The organism is Streptomyces sp. LHD-70 (genome assembly GCF_031157275.1).
GTDB lineage: Bacteria > Actinomycetota > Actinomycetes > Streptomycetales > Streptomycetaceae > Streptomyces.
This window is the reverse complement of record NZ_JAVIFW010000001.1, coordinates 271,514-289,437: the sequence shown is the minus strand read 5'-3', so window position 1 is coordinate 289,437 and position 17,924 is coordinate 271,514. Positions and strand designations below refer to the sequence as shown.

The window sequence follows — 17,924 nt, the reverse complement described above, 5'->3', positions numbered from 1 at the left end:
CTCCAGGTACGTCGTGGCGGTGCTCTCATTCTGTGAAGAGGGGTGCCTGCACCGGAGTCGGAGGACGGCGAGGGTCCCTGTCGGATTTCTCCGACAGGGACCCTTGTTGGTGCGCGCCCCGGGTTCAGCCGAGCGACCCCTTGAGCATCTGCTTGGCGATGATGAGCCGCTGGATCTCGCTGGTGCCCTCGTAGAGCCGGAAGAGCCGTACGTCGCGGTAGAAGCGGGCAACGGGTACCTCGTTCATGTAGCCCATGCCGCCATGGACCTGGACCGCACGGTCGGCCACGCGGTTCGCCATCTCGGTACAGAAGAGCTTGGCGCAGGAGGTGGCCATCCGCCGGTCCGACCCGTCGTCGTACGACCTCGCTGCATCGAGCACCATGGCCCGGCCGGCGTAGGCCTCGGTCTGGCTGTCGGCGAGCATCGCCTGGACCAGCTGGAACGACGCAAGCTTTTCGCCGCCTTGCGACGCGGTGGTCGCGTAGACGGTGCTCTCGTGGATCAGGCGCTGGGCGAGGCCCACGCACAGCGCGGCGATGTGCAGCCGTCCCTTGGCGAGTGAGCGCATCGCCGCCGAGAAGCCCTCGCCCTCGACACCCCCCACGAGATTGGCGGCAGGGACGCGGGCCCCGTCGAAGAAGATCTCCGACGTGGTCGTGCCGCGCTGGCCCATCTTGTCGTCCTTGGGGCCGATTGTGACCCCCTCGGTGCCCGCGGGGACGACGAACGCCGAGATGCCCTGGTTGGCAGGAGCCGAGGGGTCAGTGCGGGCGAAGACCATGAGCAGGTCGGCATCGAGCGCGTTGGTGATGAACCGCTTTTGGCCTGCGAGGACGTAACCGTCGCCGTCCCGGACGGCCCTGGTGCGCAGGGCGCTCGGGTCGGAGCCTGCCTCTGGCTCGGTCAGCGCGAAGGAACCGATGAGCTCTCCCGAGGCCATGCCGGGCAGGTACCGTTCCCGCTGCTCGGGGGTGCCGCAGTTGACGAGCACCTGGCCGGCGATCCCGTTGTTCGTCCCCAGCATCGAGCGGAACGCCGGCGTGGTCCAGCCGAGCTCCATGGCGAGCCGGACCTCTTCGGACATGGATAGCCCGAGGCCGCCGTACTCCTCGGGAAGGGCGTAGCCGAACAGCCCCATGTCCGCGGCCTTACGGCGGAGCCGATCGGGGATCCGGTCGGCCTCCTCGATCTCCTCCTCCGCGGCGACCACGTCCTTGCGCACGAAGGCGCGCACCGCGTCGATGGCGTCAGCAAAGTCCTGCGGGTCCATGCTTTCTCTCTCTTCCGGTTGAGGGGACAGGTCCCGAGGATCACTTCGCTGTTTGTTTCAGGTCCAATGCCGATCTCGGTTTGATTGATGCGGGATATGCAATGATCGATGGCTGTGGATACACGCCAGCTCGACGCCTTCCTCGCCGTGGCCGAGGAACTGCACTTCGGCCGTGCCGCGGCGCGCCTGCATCTGACGCAGCCGGCGCTGAGCCGGACGATCCGACAGCTCGAGTCAGACCTGGGTGACCGGCTGTTCGACCGGACCACGCGGAGCGTGCGCCTGACGAGTGCCGGTGAGGCCCTGGTGGAGCCGGCACGGGAACTGGTCGAGAGCGCGGTGCGGGCACGCCGCGCCCTACGGGCGGTGGGTGCCGGCGAGGCGGGGCGGGTCCGGCTGGGGTTCGCCGGGCCGTCGTCACACATCCTGGTGAGCAGCCTCAGCCAGGCCGTTCGGACGCGGCACCCGGGAATCGAGCTGACGCTGCGGAGCACGACGTACGCCTCCGAGGGGCTGCGCATGGTGGCGGACCGGGCGCTGGACCTGGCGATCGTCCGTTGGCTGGCAGAGCCGCCCGGGATCGCGCACCGCATCGTCGCCGAGGAGCACTACGTGCTGGTCGTTGCCGAGAACCACCCGTTCGCCGGCCGCGACCTCGTGAGCCTCGCCGAGTGCCGGGACGAGCCGTTCGTGGCCCTGGCCGATCCGGGTTCCAGCCTGCGGGAGGCGCTGGTGCGCACGGCCCAGGACGCAGGCTTCGTGCCACGCGTCCGACAGACCGCGAACGACTCCTGGACGGTGATGGCACTGGTGGCCGCAGGAGTCGGCATCACACTGACCGTCGACACCGCTGCCATCCAGGTGCCGCGGCAGGGACTGGCTGTGGTCCCGCTGAGGGAAGGGACCGCCCCGACGTACTCACGGCTCGTGTGGCGGCGCGAGGCCGACAACCCGGCGCTGGCTACAGTGCTGCGTGTCTCCAAGGAGGTGCTTCCGTCACCGGGATTCGCCTGAGCCGGCGGCACCGCCCGCACGAGATTGGCACGGAAGGGGACTGACAAGGAGGGGGAGCAGCATGGAACTGCTCGAGGACGGCGATGCAGCCGACATCGTCCAGTTGTTCAGCGGGATCGTCGATCAGTCCGGAGCGGGCATCTATCTGATCCAGGATGGCGTCATGCAGTACGTCAACCGGAGCTTCGCGACGTTCTTCGGAACCACACCGGACCGGCTGATGGGGCGGGGCCTCGCAGACGTAGCGCCACCACAACAGCGCGAGACGCTCGTGGCGCAGTACGAGAAGCGGATCGCGGCGGAGGGGCCCGACGACCACTTCGTCGTCCGTACGAACCTTCGGAGTCTGGGGCGGAGGACCATCGAGCTGCACGGCACGCGGGTCGACTACCGCCAGCGGCCTGCCGTGGTGGGCATTGGCATCGACGTCACGGCACGGGAGGAAGCGCACGCCGAACTCGTCGAGTCACGTGCTCAACTGCGTCAGCTCATGTCGGTGGTGGAGGCGATCCAGGACAAGGAGCGTGGCCGGATCGCTCTCGAGCTGCACGACGTGATCGGCGGGATGCTGACGGCGTTGAAATTCGATCTCGCCCGGCTCAGGATGCGGATCGAGAACACCAGGGACCGGGAGATGGCCGGCGACGAGGCGACCTGCCTGCTCCGGCTGACGGGGGAGATCACCGACCTGGCGCAGGAGACGATCGAGGCGGTCCGCCGACTGTCCGACGAGCTGCGACCCAGCATGCTCGACCACCTCGGGTTCCACGCGTCGATCCAGGACCTCGCGGCCCGGTTCACTGCGCGCTTCAGGGTCGACACCACGGTCGACCTGCCCGACGAGCGGTCCGAGCTCGGCCCGGAGGCCGAGCTCGAGATGCTTCGGATCGTCCAGGAGGCGTTGACCAACGTGGCCCGGCACGCTGAGGCATCGCACGTCCGGGTAACGCTCAGCCAGGACCAGGGCACGGTGCGCCTGGAGGTGGCCGACGACGGACGCGGACTCCCCGAGGCAGGAACGGCGACGACCGGGTTGGGCCTGGTAGGCATCCGGGAGCGAGCCCGACGGGTCGGCGGCACGGTCAGCATCGGCAATGGCCCCACCGGTGGAGTCGTCATCCAGGTGACCGCCGCAGTGCGCTGACCGCTCAGTCGATCAGACGGTGCTGCAGGGCGTACCGGACAAGCTCGGCGTTGCCGTCAAGGCCCAGCTTCGTCAGGAGCCGGGTGCGATAGGTGCTCACCGTCTTCACGCTGAGGTGCAGCTCGTGCGCGATGCTTGTCAGGCTGACGCCGCTCGCGATCCTGGTCATGACCTCGAATTCGCGCGCGGACAGTTGCAGGTGCGGGCTCTCTCCGGGCACGGCATCGATCTTCCTCAGCATCTGTTCCGCGATGTCAGGAGTGATGTAGCGGCCTCCGGAGGCCACCTTGCGGATCGCTGCCATGAGCACCTCGGCATCCATGTCCTTGGACACGTAGGCGCTCGCGCCCGCTTCGTAGGCGCGCAGGGCGTACTGCTCGGCGGAGTACATGCTCAGCATGATCACGGGCAGCCGCGGCGCCACGTCCTTCAGCGCGGGGAGGAGCTCAAGCCCGCTCTTGACCGGCAGGTTGATATCGAGGAGGACGACGTCGAAGGACTCCTCGCGCACCAGCTCGAGCGCGCTGTGGGCGTCGGTGGCCTCGGTGACGGAGCCGATGCTGCGCTCCTCCTCCAGCAGTCGGACGAGGCCCGCTCGAAAGATCGTGTGATCGTCGACGATCAACAGGTTGATCAACGCCTGGGCGCCTTTCGTGGTCGTGGGACACGTACGCCGAGCGAACACGTGTCGGAGACAGTTCCCAGCATGTCACTCGGGTGGGATCAACCGTTCTGTGTCAGCAAACGCTGACGAGCAGGGCGCCGTTCTTCCGACGGACCTTCGATGTACGGCGGGTCGAGACTGACTCCACAGACGAGGTGAGGAGCCACACCGGTATGACGACTACCGCCGCTGAGTCGGGCGTACGCGCGCGCGTTTCTCCCATGAGCCCGCTGCGTCATGCCGCCTACCGCACTCTCTGGTTCGCCCAGTTCGGCACCGTCGTCGGGTCGTGGATGCAGGTTGTCGGCGCACAGTGGCTGCTCGTCGGCCGGCCGAACGCGGCGTCCCTCGTCGCGCTGGTACAGGCCGCGAGTATGCTGCCCGTCCTCTTTCTCGCGATCCCGGCCGGAGCCATCGCCGACAACCAAGATCGACGATGGCTGCTGGCCGGAGCGCAGGCCACCATGGCGACCGTGGGCGTGGTCCTCGCCTTGCTCACGGCCGGCCCCGGAGTCCGGCCCGAGGTCCTGCTCCTGCTGACATTGCTCCTCGGTTGCGGCTCCGCGCTGAGCATGCCGACCTGGTCGGCAATGACGCCGGACCTTGTCCCGCAGTCAGAGCTGCGCTCCGCGGCGGCACTGACCGGGATCAGCATGAACCTCGCTCGGGCCGTCGGGCCTGCCGTAGCGGGGACCCTGATCTCGCTCGCCGGAGTGCCGGTGGTCTTCGCGCTCAGCGCCGCAGCGTACGCCGTCATGGCCTGGCTGGTGGCCACCCGCGGAGTCTCCGCGCTCAATCCGGTGGGCGACCGCGAAGGCCTGCTCTCTTCGGTCCGAGCAGGGGTGCGCTTCATCCGAGGCTCGCGCCTCACCCGCCGCATCCTGCTGCGTGCGACTCTCTTCGTCGTGCCCGGATCCATCCTCTGGGCCCTGCTACCTGTCGTGGCCGCCCAGCGCCTGCTACTCAGCTCCACGGGCTACGGCCTCCTGCTCGCGGCGGCGGGGCTGGGTGCGGTGCTCGGCGCCTGGCTGCTCCCCCGCCTCGACGGCAGGATGTCGGGCAGCAGCCTGATCGCACTCGCAAGCGTCGTGTTGTCCTCGTGCATAGTCACCCTCGGTCTGACCAATGAGGCGTGGGCCGGGGCGGTGGCACTCGTCACGGCCGGCGCTGCGTGGCTGCTCGTCCTCGCCCACCTGGGTGCCATCCTCCAGATCACCCTCCCCCGCTGGGTTCGCGCTCGTGGCCTGGCCGCCTACCAGGTGGTGTTCCTCGGTGGGCAGGGGCTGGGGTCCCTGATCTGGGGATCCGGCGCCGACTGTGCGGGCCTCGAGCTCACCCTCTTCGTCGCTGGTGCAACGACGCTCGCCGGCGCCGGGACTCTGGGGTGCTGGCCCCTGACCGCCGTGGACAAGGAAACCAACGCCTGACCTCGTCGAGTGGTCGCATACTCGTGCCCGGTCCCGTGTCAGAAAGCCCTGACACCGAAGGCCGCTCCCTTCCGACATCCCCGGCCGCGTGGCTCTTCGAGACTGGGCGCCATGACAGCACCGGAAAGTCCGATCTCCATGGGCCACTGTGGCGATCCAGGTGCACGGTGCCGGAGGCCTGACCCAGGACTTCCCCTGGCCGCCGGCTTCGCAGGTGTCCGCGCACTGCGGCTCACCGACGGGCCGGGCGAGGTCCACAAGAACGCCCTCGCCCGCAGTGAACTGCGACGCCACACGCCGGCCGGGCGATGACCGTTTATGGGCGCACCGACAGCAGGTTCGTGGCTGCCTCCGGATTCGTCGTGGAAGACGTCACCGCTACCCACTTTCACGGACACGTACCCCGTCAAACACCCAGGAGAGGATGAGCGTGAAGATCGTTGTCTGTGTGAAGTACGTGCCCGACGCCACCGGCGACCGGCACTTCACCGATGACCTGACCGTCGACCGCGACGATGTCGACGGCCTGCTGTCGGAGCTCGACGAGTACGCGGTCGAGCAGGCCCTGCAGATTACCGAGGAGCGTCAGCGGGCCGGTGCCGACGCGGAGATCACCGTTCTGACGGTGGGCCCGGAGGACGCCAAGGACGCGCTGCGCAAGGCGCTGTCGATGGGTGCCGACAAGGCTGTGCACGTCGAGGACGACGACCTGCACGGCACCGATGTCATGGGTACGTCCCTGGTGCTCGCCAAGGCGATCGAGAAGACCGGGTACGACCTGGTCATCGCCGGTATGGCGTCCACCGACGGCACCATGGGTGTGCTGCCGGCGATCCTCGCGGAGCGCCTCGGTGTCCCGCAGGTCACGCTGCTGTCCGAGGTCTCGGTCGAGGACGGCACCGTCAAGGGCCGTCGTGACGGTGACACCGCGTCCGAGCAGCTGGAGGCGTCGCTTCCGGCCGTCGTGTCGGTGACGGACCAGTCGGGCGAGGCCCGCTACCCGTCGTTCAAGGGCATCATGGCCGCCAAGAAGAAGCCGGTGGAGTCCCTGGACCTGGACGACCTGGACATCGAGGCCGAGGAAGTCGGTCTGGAGGGTGCCTGGTCCAAGGTCGACGAGGCGGCTGAGCGTCCGGCCCGTACCGCGGGCACGATCGTCAAGGACGAGGGCGAGGGCGGCAAGCAGCTGGCCGCCTTTCTCGCGGAGCGCAAATTCGTGTGACGCAGCCTCGCGGGCCAGAAGTTCATCTGAGCCCCGCAGAGCCCGGTCAAGCCCCTCACCGTTTTCTTCGCAACGCAGGAGAGAAGAAGTCCCATGGCTGAAGTTCTGGTCTACGTCGACCACGTGGACGGTGCCGTCCGCAAGCCCACCCTTGAACTGCTGACGCTGGCCCGCCGCCTGGGCGAGCCCGTCGCCGTCGCCCTCGGCAACGGCGCCGCCGACACCGCCGCCGCGCTCGCCGAGCACGGCGCGGTCAAGGTCCTCACCAATGACGCCGCCGAGTTCGCCGACTACCTCGTCGTGCCGAAGGTGGATGCGCTGCAGGCGGCGTATGAGGCCGTCCAGCCCGCCGCCGTCCTGGTGCCCTCGTCCGCCGAGGGCAAGGAGATCGCCGCGCGTCTGGCGGTCCGTATCAAGTCCGGCATCATCACCGACGCCGTCGACCTGGAGGCGGGTGACGAGGGCCCGGTCGCGACGCAGTCCGCGTTCGCCGCGTCCTTCACCACCAAGTCCCGCATCACGCAGGGCACTCCGGTCATCACGGTCAAGCCGAACTCGGCCGCCGTGGAGGCCGCTCCGGCCGCCGGTGCGGTCGAGGCGCTGGCCGTGTCCTTCTCGGACGCCGCCACCGGTACGAAGGTCACCGCGCGCACGCCGCGTGAGTCGACGGGGCGTCCGGAGCTGACCGAGGCCGCGATCGTGGTCTCCGGTGGCCGTGGCGTCAACGGCGCGGAGAACTTCGCGATCATCGAGGCCCTCGCCAACTCGCTCGGTGCGGCCGTCGGCGCCTCGCGTGCCGCGGTGGACGCGGGCTGGTACCCGCACTCGAACCAGGTGGGCCAGACCGGTAAGTCGGTCTCGCCGCAGCTGTACATCGCGTCCGGCATCTCGGGTGCGATCCAGCACCGTGCCGGCATGCAGACCTCGAAGACGATCGTGGCGATCAACAAGGACGCCGAGGCCCCGATCTTCGACCTGGTCGACTACGGCGTGGTCGGCGACCTCTTCGAGGTCGTCCCGCAGCTCACCGAAGAGGTCAACACCCGCAAGGGCTGATCTCCTTCAGCTGACCAGCTACGTCTCTGGGTTCCAGGTGCACCATCGGCAGCCACAGACATCGGACACCATGGCCGACCCGGCTTCGTCGGCGACTACCCGCACACCCCGTGATCATCACGGGCCACAAGGCACCGCGGAACAAGCCCCCCAAGGAGTTGGCGGGCCCGGCGGGGCCAGCCTGTGGCGGAGAGAGCCACCCCTCGATCCCGGCTGGCGCACCGTCCACCGGACGCCGCCTGGCGCTCGTCAACCACCTGTCAGCAATCCATTCGCGACCACATCAAGGGACGAACAGAACATATGGGTCGGTCGCCCGTGTCCACTGTCGTGTCCACTGGATCTTGGTATGGGGGTGAAGCAAGGGCCGCGACGGTTTACGTGGCGGCCTTGCTGTTACGTTTCGCCTGGTCAGAGGGATTCTGCACAGAGAATTCAGGGTGGGGCGGGTGGGACTCGAACCCACGGCCGACGGATTATGAGTCCGCTGCTCTAACCGGCTGAGCTACCGCCCCTCAAACGGCGTGTCGCGTACACATGTACGCGCCGTCTGCCGCAGCATAGCCGCTCATACGATCTCCTGCGTCCGATGGTCGGCTCTGCACGACCATGAGGACTGCGCTGGTGGGCGCATGGTTCCACCGGGCATAAAAAAGGACCCCCGAGGGGGTCCTTTTCGTTGCTCTCCCGACTGGACTCGAACCAGTAACCTGCCGGTTAACAGCCGGCTGCTCTGCCAATTGAGCTACAGGAGACCGAGCTCCCCCGACTGGACTCGAACCAGTAACCTGCCGGTTAACAGCCGGCTGCTCTGCCAATTGAGCTACAGGGGATCGTCCCGCTGCAACGACGTCACCTGCCTGGGGATTCCCGGGCGGCGCGCGTTCGCTGCGACACATACATTAGCGCAAGCAGGGGGGTGCTCCGCCAATCGGTATCGGGCAGGCGCCCTGCACCGGACGCAAGGGAAGGGTGGCAGCCATGCGGTACAAGCTCACGTTCGTCGCCGGACTGGCCCTGGGCTACGTGATCGGCACGCGGGCCGGACGCGAGCGTTACGAACAGTTGAAGAAATCGGCCCGCCAGGTCGCACAGAACCCCGCCGTGCGCAACACGGTGGAGTCCGCCGCCCAGAGCGGCCGTGAGTTCGCGGGCAAGGCCTTCGCCACGGTGAGCGACAAGGTCGGTGACCGGGTCCCGGACTCGGTGGCCTGCCGGGTGCGGTCGCTGCGCGAGAAGAGCCAGGGCGACGAGGACGACTGGGGCACCAGCAACACCTGAGGGGCCGAGCTCCGCCTGAGGGGTCGAGTTCCGCCTGAGGGGGGAGCCGAGCCCCGCCTGAAGGGCCGAACCCCCGAAGTGGCGTAAAGAACACGAAGCGGCGTAAAGAACAACGCGTCCCGGCCCCGCCGGGAGGGCCCGAACCCTCCGGCGGGGCCGGGGCGCGTGTGTCGTAGGGCAAAATCTTCTGGCATGGGGATAGTCGCCGGACTGGACAGCTCTTCCGAGTCCACACGCATCGTCGTCTGCGACACCGACACCGGTGCCGTGATCAGGCAGGGGTACGCCCCTCATCCGCTGGAGGGCAGGCCGTCGGACGTCGATCCGCAGGCCTGGCTGCTGTCGCTGGGTGAGGCCGCCGCGGGCGGGCTTCTCGAAGGCGTGCAGGCCATCGGCGTATCGGCGCAGCAGAACGCGGTCGTCCCGCTGGACGCGCAGGGCGGCACCGTACGGCCCGCGATGGTCGGCGGGGACAAGCGGGCGCAGGTCGCCGCGGTCGATCTGATCGACGCGCTCGGCGGGCGGCAGGCCTGGGCCGAGGCCGTGGGCGTGGTCCCGCAGGCACCGCAGCCCGTGACGAAGCTGCGCTGGCTGGCGCGGACCGAGCCGGAGGCGGCGCAGCGCACCGCCTCGGTGCTGCAGGCGCACGACTGGCTGGTGTGGCAGTTGCTCGGCCGGCCGGCCCGGCGCACCGCGGACCGCGGCGGCGCTTCCGGTACGGGCTACTGGTCCGCGGCGGACGCCTCGTACCGTCCTGATCTGGTGGAGCTGGCGCTCGGGCAGCAGACGATGCTGCCGGAGGTGCTCGGTCCGTCCGAGGCCGCGGGGACGACGCCGGAGGGGCTGCTGATCTCGGCGGGTACGGGCGAGACGATGGCTGCCGCGTTCGGGCTCGGCATCGGCGTCGGGGACGCCGTGGTGTCGCTCGGGGCGTCCGGGTCCGTGATGGCCGTGCACCACGAGGCGCTCGCCGACCCGCACGGGATGATCACCTCGCTCGCCGACGCGACCGGGATGCATCTGCCGGTGGTGCACACGTCCAATGCCGTACGGGCGCTGCGCGGGACGGCGGAGCTGCTCGGTACGGATCTGGAGGGGCTGTCGCAGCTGGCGATGAAGTCGACTCCGGGTGCGCACGGGCTGGTACTGCTGCCCTATCTGGAGGGTGAGCGCACGCCTCAACTCCCGCACACCGCAGGCACGTTGAGCGGTCTGCGGCGCGAGTCGATGAAGCCGGAGCACCTGGCGCGGGCGGCGTTCGAGGGCATGCTGTGCTCGCTGGCCGACGCGCTCGACGTGCTGCGGGGGCGCGGGGTGGAGGTGCGGCGGGTGTTCCTGCTCGGGCCGGCCGCCGAGCTGCCCGCGGTGCAGGCGGCGGCACCGATGCTGCTCGGGGCGCAGGTCGTCGTCCCGCAGGCGGCGGACTACGCGGCCCTCGGTGCGGCGCGGCAGGCGGCCTGGGCGCTCGGGGTGTCGCAGGGCGCGCTCGGCCCGCAGCAGCCGCCGATGTGGCAGGGCCCGTCCGCGCAGGTCTTCGAGCCGGGCGAGGAGCTTCCGGTCGGGAAGGCCGTGCGGCAGCAGTACGTGGCGGTGCGGGAGCAGACGCATCCCGGGGCGTTCGAGAGCTAGGGGTGTCTCCCTCCAGCACTCCAGCGCGCGGGCCGGGGCTCGAATTAAATCGGTTGAGCTCCGGCCTGTGGAGTGGCGGAGGATGGGGTGAAACGTTGCCTCCGGCTACTGCGATGGGTATCGCGTGCTCATACGACTCCTGCGGAGCCATCTCGCTCCGTACAAGAACTCCATAGCCTTGCTGGTGCTGCTGCAGTTTCTGCAGACCTGCGCCAGTCTCTATCTGCCCACCCTCAACGCCGACATCATCGACCGCGGTGTCGTGCAGGGGGACACGGGCTACATCCTCACCTTCGGTGCCCTGATGATCGGGGTCACCGTGGTGCAGGTGCTGTGCAATATCGGTGCCGTGTACTACGGCGCGCGTACGGCGGCGGCGCTCGGCCGGGACGTGCGCGGCGCGATCTTCGACCGGGTGCAGTCGTTCTCGGCGCGTGAGGTCGGGCAGTTCGGGGCGCCGTCCCTGATCACCCGGACCACCAACGACGTCCAGCAGGTGCAGATGCTGGTCCTGATGGCGTTCACGCTGATGGTGTCGGCGCCGATCATGTGCGTCGGCGGCATCGTGATGGCGCTCAGCCTGGACGTGCCGCTGTCGTCGGTGCTCATCGCCGTCGTGCCGGTGCTCGGCATCGCGGTCAGCCTGATCGTGAAGAAGCTGCGGCCGCTGTTCCGCACCATGCAGGAGCGGCTCGACACGGTGAACCGGGTGCTGCGCGAGCAGATCACCGGCAACCGTGTGATCCGGGCGTTCGTGCGGGACGCGTACGAGGAGGAGCGGTTCAAGGGCGCCAACACCGAGCTGACCGAGGTGTCGCTCGGGACGGGGCGGCTGCTCGCCCTGATGTTCCCGATCGTGATGACCGTGGTGAACGTGTCGTCGATCGCGGTGGTCTGGTTCGGGGCGCAGCGGATCGACAGTGGCGGCATGGAGATCGGTGCGCTGACCGCGTTCCTCGCCTATCTGATGCAGATCGTCATGTCCGTGATGATGGCCACCTTCATGTTCATGATGGTGCCGCGCGCGGAGGTCTGCGCCGAGCGCATCGAGGAGGTCCTCGACACCTCGTCGAGCGTCGTGCCGCCCACGGACCCGGTGCTCGAACTGAAGCGGCACGGTCATCTGGAGGTGCGCGCGGCCGGGTTCGCCTACCCGGCCGCCGAGGAGCCGGTGCTCAAGGCGATCGACCTGGTGGCGCGGCCCGGGGAGACCACGGCCGTGATCGGGTCGACGGGCAGCGGCAAGTCGACGCTGCTCGGCCTCGTACCGCGGCTGTTCGACGCCACCGAGGGCGAGGTCCTCGTGGACGGGGTGGATGTGCGCAGCCTCGAACCGGCCCTGCTCGCGCGGACCGTGGGGCTCGTACCGCAGAAGCCGTATCTGTTCTCCGGGACCGTGGCGACGAATCTGCGGTACGGGAATCCGGACGCCAGCGACGAGGAGTTGTGGCACGCGCTGGAGGTGGCGCAGGCGAAGGAGTTCGTGCAGAAGCTGGAGAACGGGCTCGACTCCCCCATCTCGCAGGGCGGAACGAACGTCTCCGGTGGGCAGCGGCAGCGGCTCGCGATCGCGCGGACGCTCGTACAGCGGCCGGAGATCTATCTCTTCGACGACTCGTTCTCGGCGCTCGACTACGCGACCGACGCGGCGCTGCGTTCCGCGCTCGGCGACGAGACCGCCGAGGCGACCGTGGTGATCGTCGCCCAGCGGGTGTCGACCATCCGGGAGGCCGACCGGATCGTGGTCCTCGACGAGGGCCGGGTCGTCGGCAGCGGGCGCCATCACGAGCTGATGGCCGACAACGAGACCTACCGGGAGATCGTGCTCTCCCAGCTCACGGAAGCGGAGGCAGCCTGATGGCCGGGCCTGGCGGGCGGATGATGGCCGGGGGCGGCCCCGATCAGCGTTCTCTGGATTTCAAGGGCTCGGGCAAACGCCTGCTCGCCCAGTTCGCGCCGCAGCGCGTGACGATGTACGCGATGCTCGTGGCGGTCTTCTTCAGCGTCGCGCTCTCCGTGGTCGGGCCGAAGATCCTCGGCAAGGCCACCGACCTGATCTTCGCGGGGATCGTCGGCCGTGACATGCCCGAGGGCGCCACCAAGGAGCAGGTGCTCGACGGGATGCGCGCGAGCGGTGACAACGGTGTCGCCGACATGCTCTCGGGTACGGACTTCACGCCGGGTGAAGGGATCGACTTCACGGCCGTGGGCGAGGTGCTGCTCCTTGCCCTCGGTGTCTTCCTGGCCGCCGGGCTGCTGATGGCGGTCGCGACGCGGCTGGTGAACCGGGCGGTCAACCTGACCGTGTACCGGATGCGCGAGGACATCCAGGCGAAGCTGTCGCGGCTTCCGCTGTCGTACTTCGACAAGCGGCAGCGCGGTGAGGTGCTGAGCCGTGCCACCAACGACATCGACAACATCGGGCAGACGCTCCAGCAGACCCTCGGGCAGCTGGTGAACTCCCTCCTCACGATCGTCGGTGTCCTGGTGATGATGTTGTGGATCTCGCCGCTGCTCGCCCTGGTCGCGCTGATCACGGTGCCGCTGTCGTTCGTCGTCGCGACGAAGGTCGGCAAGCGGTCGCAGCCGCACTTCGTGGAGCAGTGGAAGTCCACGGGCAAGGTCAACGCGCACGTCGAGGAGATGTACACCGGGCACGCCCTGGTGAAGGTCTTCGGGCGGCACGAGGAGTCGGCGAAGCTCTTCGCCGAGCACAACGACTCGCTGTACGAGGCGAGTTTCAAGGCCCAGTTCAACAGCGGGATCATGCAGCCGCTGATGTTCTTCATCTCCAACCTCAACTATGTGCTCGTGGCCGTGGTGGGCGGTCTGCGGGTGGCGTCGGGCACGCTGTCGATCGGGGACGTGCAGGCGTTCATCCAGTACTCGCGGCAGTTCTCGATGCCGCTGACGCAGGTCGCGTCGATGGCCAACCTGGTGCAGTCCGGCGTCGCTTCCGCCGAGCGGATCTTCGAGCTCCTCGACGCGGACGAGCAGGAGGCCGACCCGGTGCCGGGGCTGCGTCCTGAGCGGTTGCGGGGCGCGGTCGCCCTTGAGCAGGTGTCGTTCCGGTACGAGGAGGACAAGCCGCTGATCGAGGACCTGTCGCTGACGGTCGAGCCGGGCCACACGGTCGCGATCGTCGGCCCGACGGGCGCGGGCAAGACCACGCTCGTCAACCTGCTCATGCGGTTCTACGAGGTCACGGGCGGGCGGATCACCCTCGACGGGGTCGACGTAGCGAAGATGTCGCGGGACGAACTCCGGTCCGGGATCGGCATGGTGCTCCAGGACACGTGGCTGTTCGGCGGGACGATCGCGGAGAACATCGCGTACGGGGCCTCGAAGGAGGTCACGCGCGCGCAGATCGAGGAGGCCGCGCGGGCCGCGCACGCCGACCGGTTCATCCGCACGCTGCCCGACGGCTACGACACGGTCCTCGATGACGAGGGTTCGGGCGTCAGCGCCGGCGAGAAGCAACTGATCACGATCGCGCGGGCGTTCCTCTCCGACCCGGTGATCCTGGTCCTCGACGAGGCGACCAGCTCCGTGGACACCCGTACGGAGGTGCTCATCCAGCAGGCGATGGCGCGGCTCGCGCACGGGCGTACATCGTTCGTGATCGCGCACCGTCTTTCGACCATTCGCGATGCGGACACGATTCTCGTGATGGAGGACGGGGCGATCGTCGAACAGGGCTCGCATGCGGGGCTGTTGGCGTCGGACGGTGCGTATGCGCGGCTGTACAAGGCGCAGTTCGCGGAGGCTGTGGCCGAGGTGGACTGAACCGCGTACGGAGGGTCAGTCCAAGTACCCCCTCAACTGATCCGCGAACGCGTGGTCGCGGAGTTTGTTGAGGGTCTTGGACTCGATCTGGCGGATCCGCTCGCGGGTCACGCCGAAGATGCGGCCTATCTCCTCCAGCGTGCGGGGCCGCCCGTCCGCGAGGCCGTACCGCAGCTGCACCACCTTGCGTTCGCGCTCGCCGAGGGTGGAGAGAACGGCCTCCAGATGCTGGCGGAGCAGCAGGAACGCCGCGGACTCCACGGGGCTCGCGGCGTCGCCGTCCTCGATGAGGTCGCCCAGGGACACGTCGTCCTCCTCGCCCACGGGGGCGTGCAGGGAGACGGGCTCCTGGGCGAGCCGCAGCACTTCGCCGACCCGCTCGGGCGGCAGTTCCAGGTGTGCGGCGACCTCTTCGGGGGTGGGCTCGTAGCCACGTTCCTGCAGCATGCGGCGCTGGACGCGGACGACGCGGTTGATCAGCTCGACGACATGCACGGGCACGCGGATGGTCCGGGCCTGGTCGGCGAGGGCCCGGGACATGGCCTGGCGGATCCACCAGGTGGCGTACGTCGAGAACTTGAAGCCGCGCGCGTAGTCGAACTTCTCGACCGCCCTGATCAGGCCGAGGTTGCCCTCCTGAACGAGGTCGAGCATGGTCAGGCCGCGGCCGACATAGCGCTTGGCTACGGAGACGACGAGGCGCAGGTTGGCCTCGATCAGGCGCCGCTTGGCCATCCGCCCCATGACGACCAACTTGTCGAGATCCAGGGCGAGTTGGCTGTCCAGGTCGGGGCTGCGGGTCAGCTTCTCCTCGGCGAAGAGCCCGGCTTCGACGCGGCGGGCGAGCTCGACCTCCTCGGCGGCGGTGAGCAGCGGGATACGGCCGATCTCGCGCAGGTACTGCCGGAACAGATCCGCCGACGGGCTGGCGCTCTCGGTGCGTACGCGGCGGGGCTCGGGCGGTTCGGCCGGTTCCGCGAGCTCGGTGGGGTCGCGCGGCTGCGGTTCCGCCTGCTCGGCGCGCGCGGTCTCCGTCTCCGTCTCGGCCTCCGTCTCCGTCTCCGGGTGGTGGACGGCCCGGCTCTGCGGCGGTACGACTTCGATGACGTCGGCGGCGCCGGGGGTCGGTTGCGTCAACGTCTGGGTCTGGGTCTGCACGGGGGCGACCTCCAGGGTGATCGCCGCCGCATCGAGGGTGTGCGGCAGCGGTACGTCCGGGGCGGTACCGGCGGCCGCGCCGCCGTCCGTCCCGTCATCGATGAACGGATCCGCGGGGTTGTCGGGCCCACGCCCGGTGGGCCGGCCGCGCTCCGAAGACTCAGGCACCGCCCCCAGTGTGGGGTACGACACATCTCCGCGAGGAGGGGCGTGCGGCCACTTTCTGAGTCCGGTCCGTGACCGGCCGGTTACTCAGGAGTCAACTTCGCGCGGGCGTACGAGCATGGGCGCGGGCCGTCGTCACAGCACACCGCGCGTGCGTACGGGGAGGCGCTCAGGCTGTCGTCACAGCGCCTCGGCGCCGCGCTCGCGCAGGGCCCGGCCGTACTGCTGGAGGACCCACAACTCGTTCTGGGCGGCGGCGAGTTGGGCCGGGTCGGCGTGCGGGCCGAGGCGGGCGAAGCTGCCCTGCAGGTCACGGACGCGGCGGTCGACGGCGCGCAGGCGGACCTGGACGAGCTGCTCGCCGGCGTACACCTCGTCAACCGTGCGCCGCATGATCGCTTCCACGGCCAGCTCGGTGACCATGGCACGCACCGTGTCGTCCGGCGCCGCGTCCCGCACGCGCGCGAGGTAGCCCGAGGGGTCCTGGACACCCTGCTCGGCGCCGCCCGCGTACACGATGGCCTCGCGCACCGCGGCGTAGGGCGGGGCGGTGAACTCGTCCGCGCCGTACGCGTCGAAGGCCGGGGAGACCAGCTGCGGGTACTGCAGGGCGAGTTTGAGCAGCTCGCGCTCGGTGCGGTGGGCGGGGCTGCGGAGGTTGAGGGCGGGGCCGCCGGGGGTCCGGTTCTGCGGCGCCCCCTGGGCGTACTGCGGGGCGTGCTCCTTGTGCTGTTGCGGGGCGGGGCCGCGGCCGCCGCGGTCACGGGCCCAGCGGGCCAGTTGCGCCACGCGCTTGACGACGAACTGGGTGTCGAGGATGCCGAGCATGCCGGCGAGCTCGACGGCCACTTCGTGCTGCGCGCCGCTGTTCTTGATGCGGGCCACGATGGGCGCGGCCTCGTCCAGGGCGGCGGCACGGCCCGCGGGGGTCTCCAGGTCGTACCGGTTCACGATCTGGCGGAGGGCGAACTCGAAGAGGGGCGTGCGGGGTTCGACCAGGTCGGCGACCGCCTCGTCGCCCTTCGCGAGGCGGAGGTCGCAGGGGTCCATGCCGTCGGGGGCGATCGCGATGTACGTCTCGGCGGCGAACTTCTGGTCGTCCTCGAAGGCGCGGAGGGCGGCCTTCTGGCCTGCGGCGTCGCCGTCGAAGGTGAAGATCACGCGGGCCGAGCCGTTGTCCATGAGGAGTCTGCGGAGGATCTTGATGTGGTCGCCGCCGAAGGCCGTGCCACAGGTGGCGATCGCGGTGGTGACACCGGCGAGATGGCAGGCCATCACGTCCGTGTACCCCTCGACCACGACCGCGCGGGAGGACTTGGCGATCTCCTTCTTGGCCAGGTCGACGCCGTAGAGGACCTGGCCCTTCTTGTAGATCGGGGTTTCGGGGGTGTTCAGATACTTCGGGCCGTTGTCGTCCTCGCGGAGCTTGCGGGCGCCGAAGCCTACGACCTCGCCGGAGATGTCCCGGATGGGCCACATCAGGCGGCCGCGGAAGCGGTCGATGGGGCCGCGGCGGCCCTCCTGGGAGAGGCCGGAGAGGGTCAGCTCCTTGTCGGTGAAGCCCTTGCCGCGCAGGAAGCGCGTGAGGTGGTCCCAGCCCGCCGGGCTGTAGCCGACGCCGAAGTGCGCCGCCGCGGCCTGGTCGAAGCCGCGCTCGGCGAGGAACTTGCGGCCGATCTCGGCCTCGGCGCTGTCCAGCTGCTCGACGTAGAACTGGGCGGCGATCTTGTGTGCCTCGACCAGGCGGATGCGCTCGCCGCGCTGGTTCGACGGGTTGTACCCGCCCTCTTCGTACCGCAGCGTGATGCCCGCCTGGGCGGCGAGGCGCTCGACCGTCTCCGAGAAGGTGAGGTGGTCGAGCTTCATCACGAAGGCGATCGTGTCGCCGCCTTCCTGGCAGCCGAAGCAGTGGAAGAGCCCCTTGCTCGGGCTGACCTGGAAGGACGGTGACTTCTCGTCGTGGAAGGGGCACAGGCCCTTCAGATTGCCGCCGCCGGCGTTGCGCAGCTGGAGGTACTCGGACACGACGGCGTCGATCGGGACCGCGTCCCGTACCGCCTTCACGTCCTCGTCATTGATCCGTCCTGCCACGCGGGCAAGTCTAC

13 protein-coding genes and 3 tRNA genes are annotated in these 17,924 nt (G+C 69.1%); 9 read left to right on the top strand and 7 right to left on the bottom strand.

Going from position 1 to position 17,924, the window contains the following annotated elements; translation table 11 throughout:
- Nucleotides 1-124: 124 nt before the first annotated feature.
- Entirely contained in the window at nucleotides 125-1,273 is a 1,149-nt protein-coding gene (locus RCO28_RS01245; protein ID WP_308939004.1) for an acyl-CoA dehydrogenase family protein, read from the bottom strand.
- A 108-nt stretch (nucleotides 1,274-1,381) separates the two neighbouring features.
- On the opposite strand from RCO28_RS01245, the gene RCO28_RS01240 reads away from it, so the two are divergent.
- Both RCO28_RS01240 and RCO28_RS01235 read left to right on the top strand, forming a co-directional pair.
- Nucleotides 1,382-2,287: a LysR substrate-binding domain-containing protein gene (locus RCO28_RS01240; protein WP_308939003.1), complete on the top strand. Its 906-nt coding sequence runs from the start codon at nucleotides 1,382-1,384 to the stop codon at nucleotides 2,285-2,287.
- Between the two features lie 61 nt (nucleotides 2,288-2,348).
- Nucleotides 2,349-3,431, top strand: coding sequence for a PAS domain-containing sensor histidine kinase (locus RCO28_RS01235; protein ID WP_308939002.1), 1,083 nt, complete (start codon nucleotides 2,349-2,351; stop codon nucleotides 3,429-3,431).
- A 4-nt stretch (nucleotides 3,432-3,435) separates the two neighbouring features.
- Here RCO28_RS01235 and RCO28_RS01230 read toward each other — a convergent pair whose 3' ends face one another.
- Entirely contained in the window at nucleotides 3,436-4,068 is a 633-nt protein-coding gene (locus RCO28_RS01230; protein ID WP_308939001.1) for a response regulator transcription factor, read from the bottom strand.
- Between the two features lie 200 nt (nucleotides 4,069-4,268).
- On the opposite strand from RCO28_RS01230, the gene RCO28_RS01225 reads away from it, so the two are divergent.
- From RCO28_RS01225 to RCO28_RS01210, 3 genes are all read left to right on the top strand, one after another.
- Nucleotides 4,269-5,522: an MFS transporter gene (locus RCO28_RS01225; RefSeq protein WP_308939000.1), complete on the top strand. Its 1,254-nt coding sequence runs from the start codon at nucleotides 4,269-4,271 to the stop codon at nucleotides 5,520-5,522.
- A gap of 424 nt (nucleotides 5,523-5,946) precedes the next feature.
- A complete protein-coding gene (locus RCO28_RS01215; RefSeq protein ID WP_308938999.1) occupies nucleotides 5,947-6,744 on the top strand; it encodes an electron transfer flavoprotein subunit beta/FixA family protein in 798 nt (265 codons plus the stop codon).
- A gap of 93 nt (nucleotides 6,745-6,837) precedes the next feature.
- A complete protein-coding gene (locus RCO28_RS01210; protein WP_308938998.1) occupies nucleotides 6,838-7,800 on the top strand; it encodes an electron transfer flavoprotein subunit alpha/FixB family protein in 963 nt (320 codons plus the stop codon).
- Between the two features lie 441 nt (nucleotides 7,801-8,241).
- On the opposite strand, the gene RCO28_RS01205 is transcribed toward RCO28_RS01210, so the two are convergent.
- The 3 genes from RCO28_RS01205 to RCO28_RS01195 form a co-directional block, all read right to left on the bottom strand.
- Nucleotides 8,242-8,315: transfer RNA gene (locus RCO28_RS01205), tRNA-Ile, on the bottom strand.
- Between the two features lie 167 nt (nucleotides 8,316-8,482).
- A tRNA-Asn gene (locus RCO28_RS01200) sits at nucleotides 8,483-8,555 on the bottom strand.
- 5 nt (nucleotides 8,556-8,560) lie between these two features.
- Nucleotides 8,561-8,633: transfer RNA gene (locus RCO28_RS01195), tRNA-Asn, on the bottom strand.
- 148 nt (nucleotides 8,634-8,781) lie between these two features.
- Here RCO28_RS01195 and RCO28_RS01190 point away from each other — a divergent pair.
- From RCO28_RS01190 to RCO28_RS01175, 4 genes are all read left to right on the top strand, one after another.
- A complete protein-coding gene (locus tag RCO28_RS01190) occupies nucleotides 8,782-9,081 on the top strand; it encodes a YtxH domain-containing protein (protein ID WP_282538552.1) in 300 nt (99 codons plus the stop codon).
- 192 nt (nucleotides 9,082-9,273) lie between these two features.
- Entirely contained in the window at nucleotides 9,274-10,710 is a 1,437-nt protein-coding gene (locus tag RCO28_RS01185) for an FGGY family carbohydrate kinase (protein ID WP_308938997.1), read from the top strand.
- A gap of 124 nt (nucleotides 10,711-10,834) precedes the next feature.
- The gene (locus RCO28_RS01180) at nucleotides 10,835-12,568 is read left to right on the top strand and encodes an ABC transporter ATP-binding protein (protein ID WP_308938996.1); all 1,734 of its coding nucleotides are present in this window, start codon (nucleotides 10,835-10,837) and stop codon (nucleotides 12,566-12,568) included.
- Nucleotides 12,568-14,496, top strand: a complete 1,929-nt coding sequence (locus RCO28_RS01175) for an ABC transporter ATP-binding protein (RefSeq protein ID WP_308938995.1) — start codon at nucleotides 12,568-12,570, stop codon at nucleotides 14,494-14,496. The genes RCO28_RS01180 and RCO28_RS01175 overlap by 1 nt, the downstream gene beginning before the upstream one ends.
- Nucleotides 14,497-14,511: 15 nt before the next feature.
- Here RCO28_RS01175 and RCO28_RS01170 read toward each other — a convergent pair whose 3' ends face one another.
- Both RCO28_RS01170 and dnaG read right to left on the bottom strand, forming a co-directional pair.
- Nucleotides 14,512-15,822, bottom strand: coding sequence for an RNA polymerase sigma factor (locus RCO28_RS01170; protein WP_308938994.1), 1,311 nt, complete (start codon nucleotides 15,820-15,822; stop codon nucleotides 14,512-14,514).
- 177 nt (nucleotides 15,823-15,999) lie between these two features.
- Nucleotides 16,000-17,910: a DNA primase gene (gene dnaG, locus RCO28_RS01165; RefSeq protein WP_308938993.1), complete on the bottom strand. Its 1,911-nt coding sequence runs from the start codon at nucleotides 17,908-17,910 to the stop codon at nucleotides 16,000-16,002.
- Between the last annotated feature and the right edge of the window lie 14 nt (nucleotides 17,911-17,924).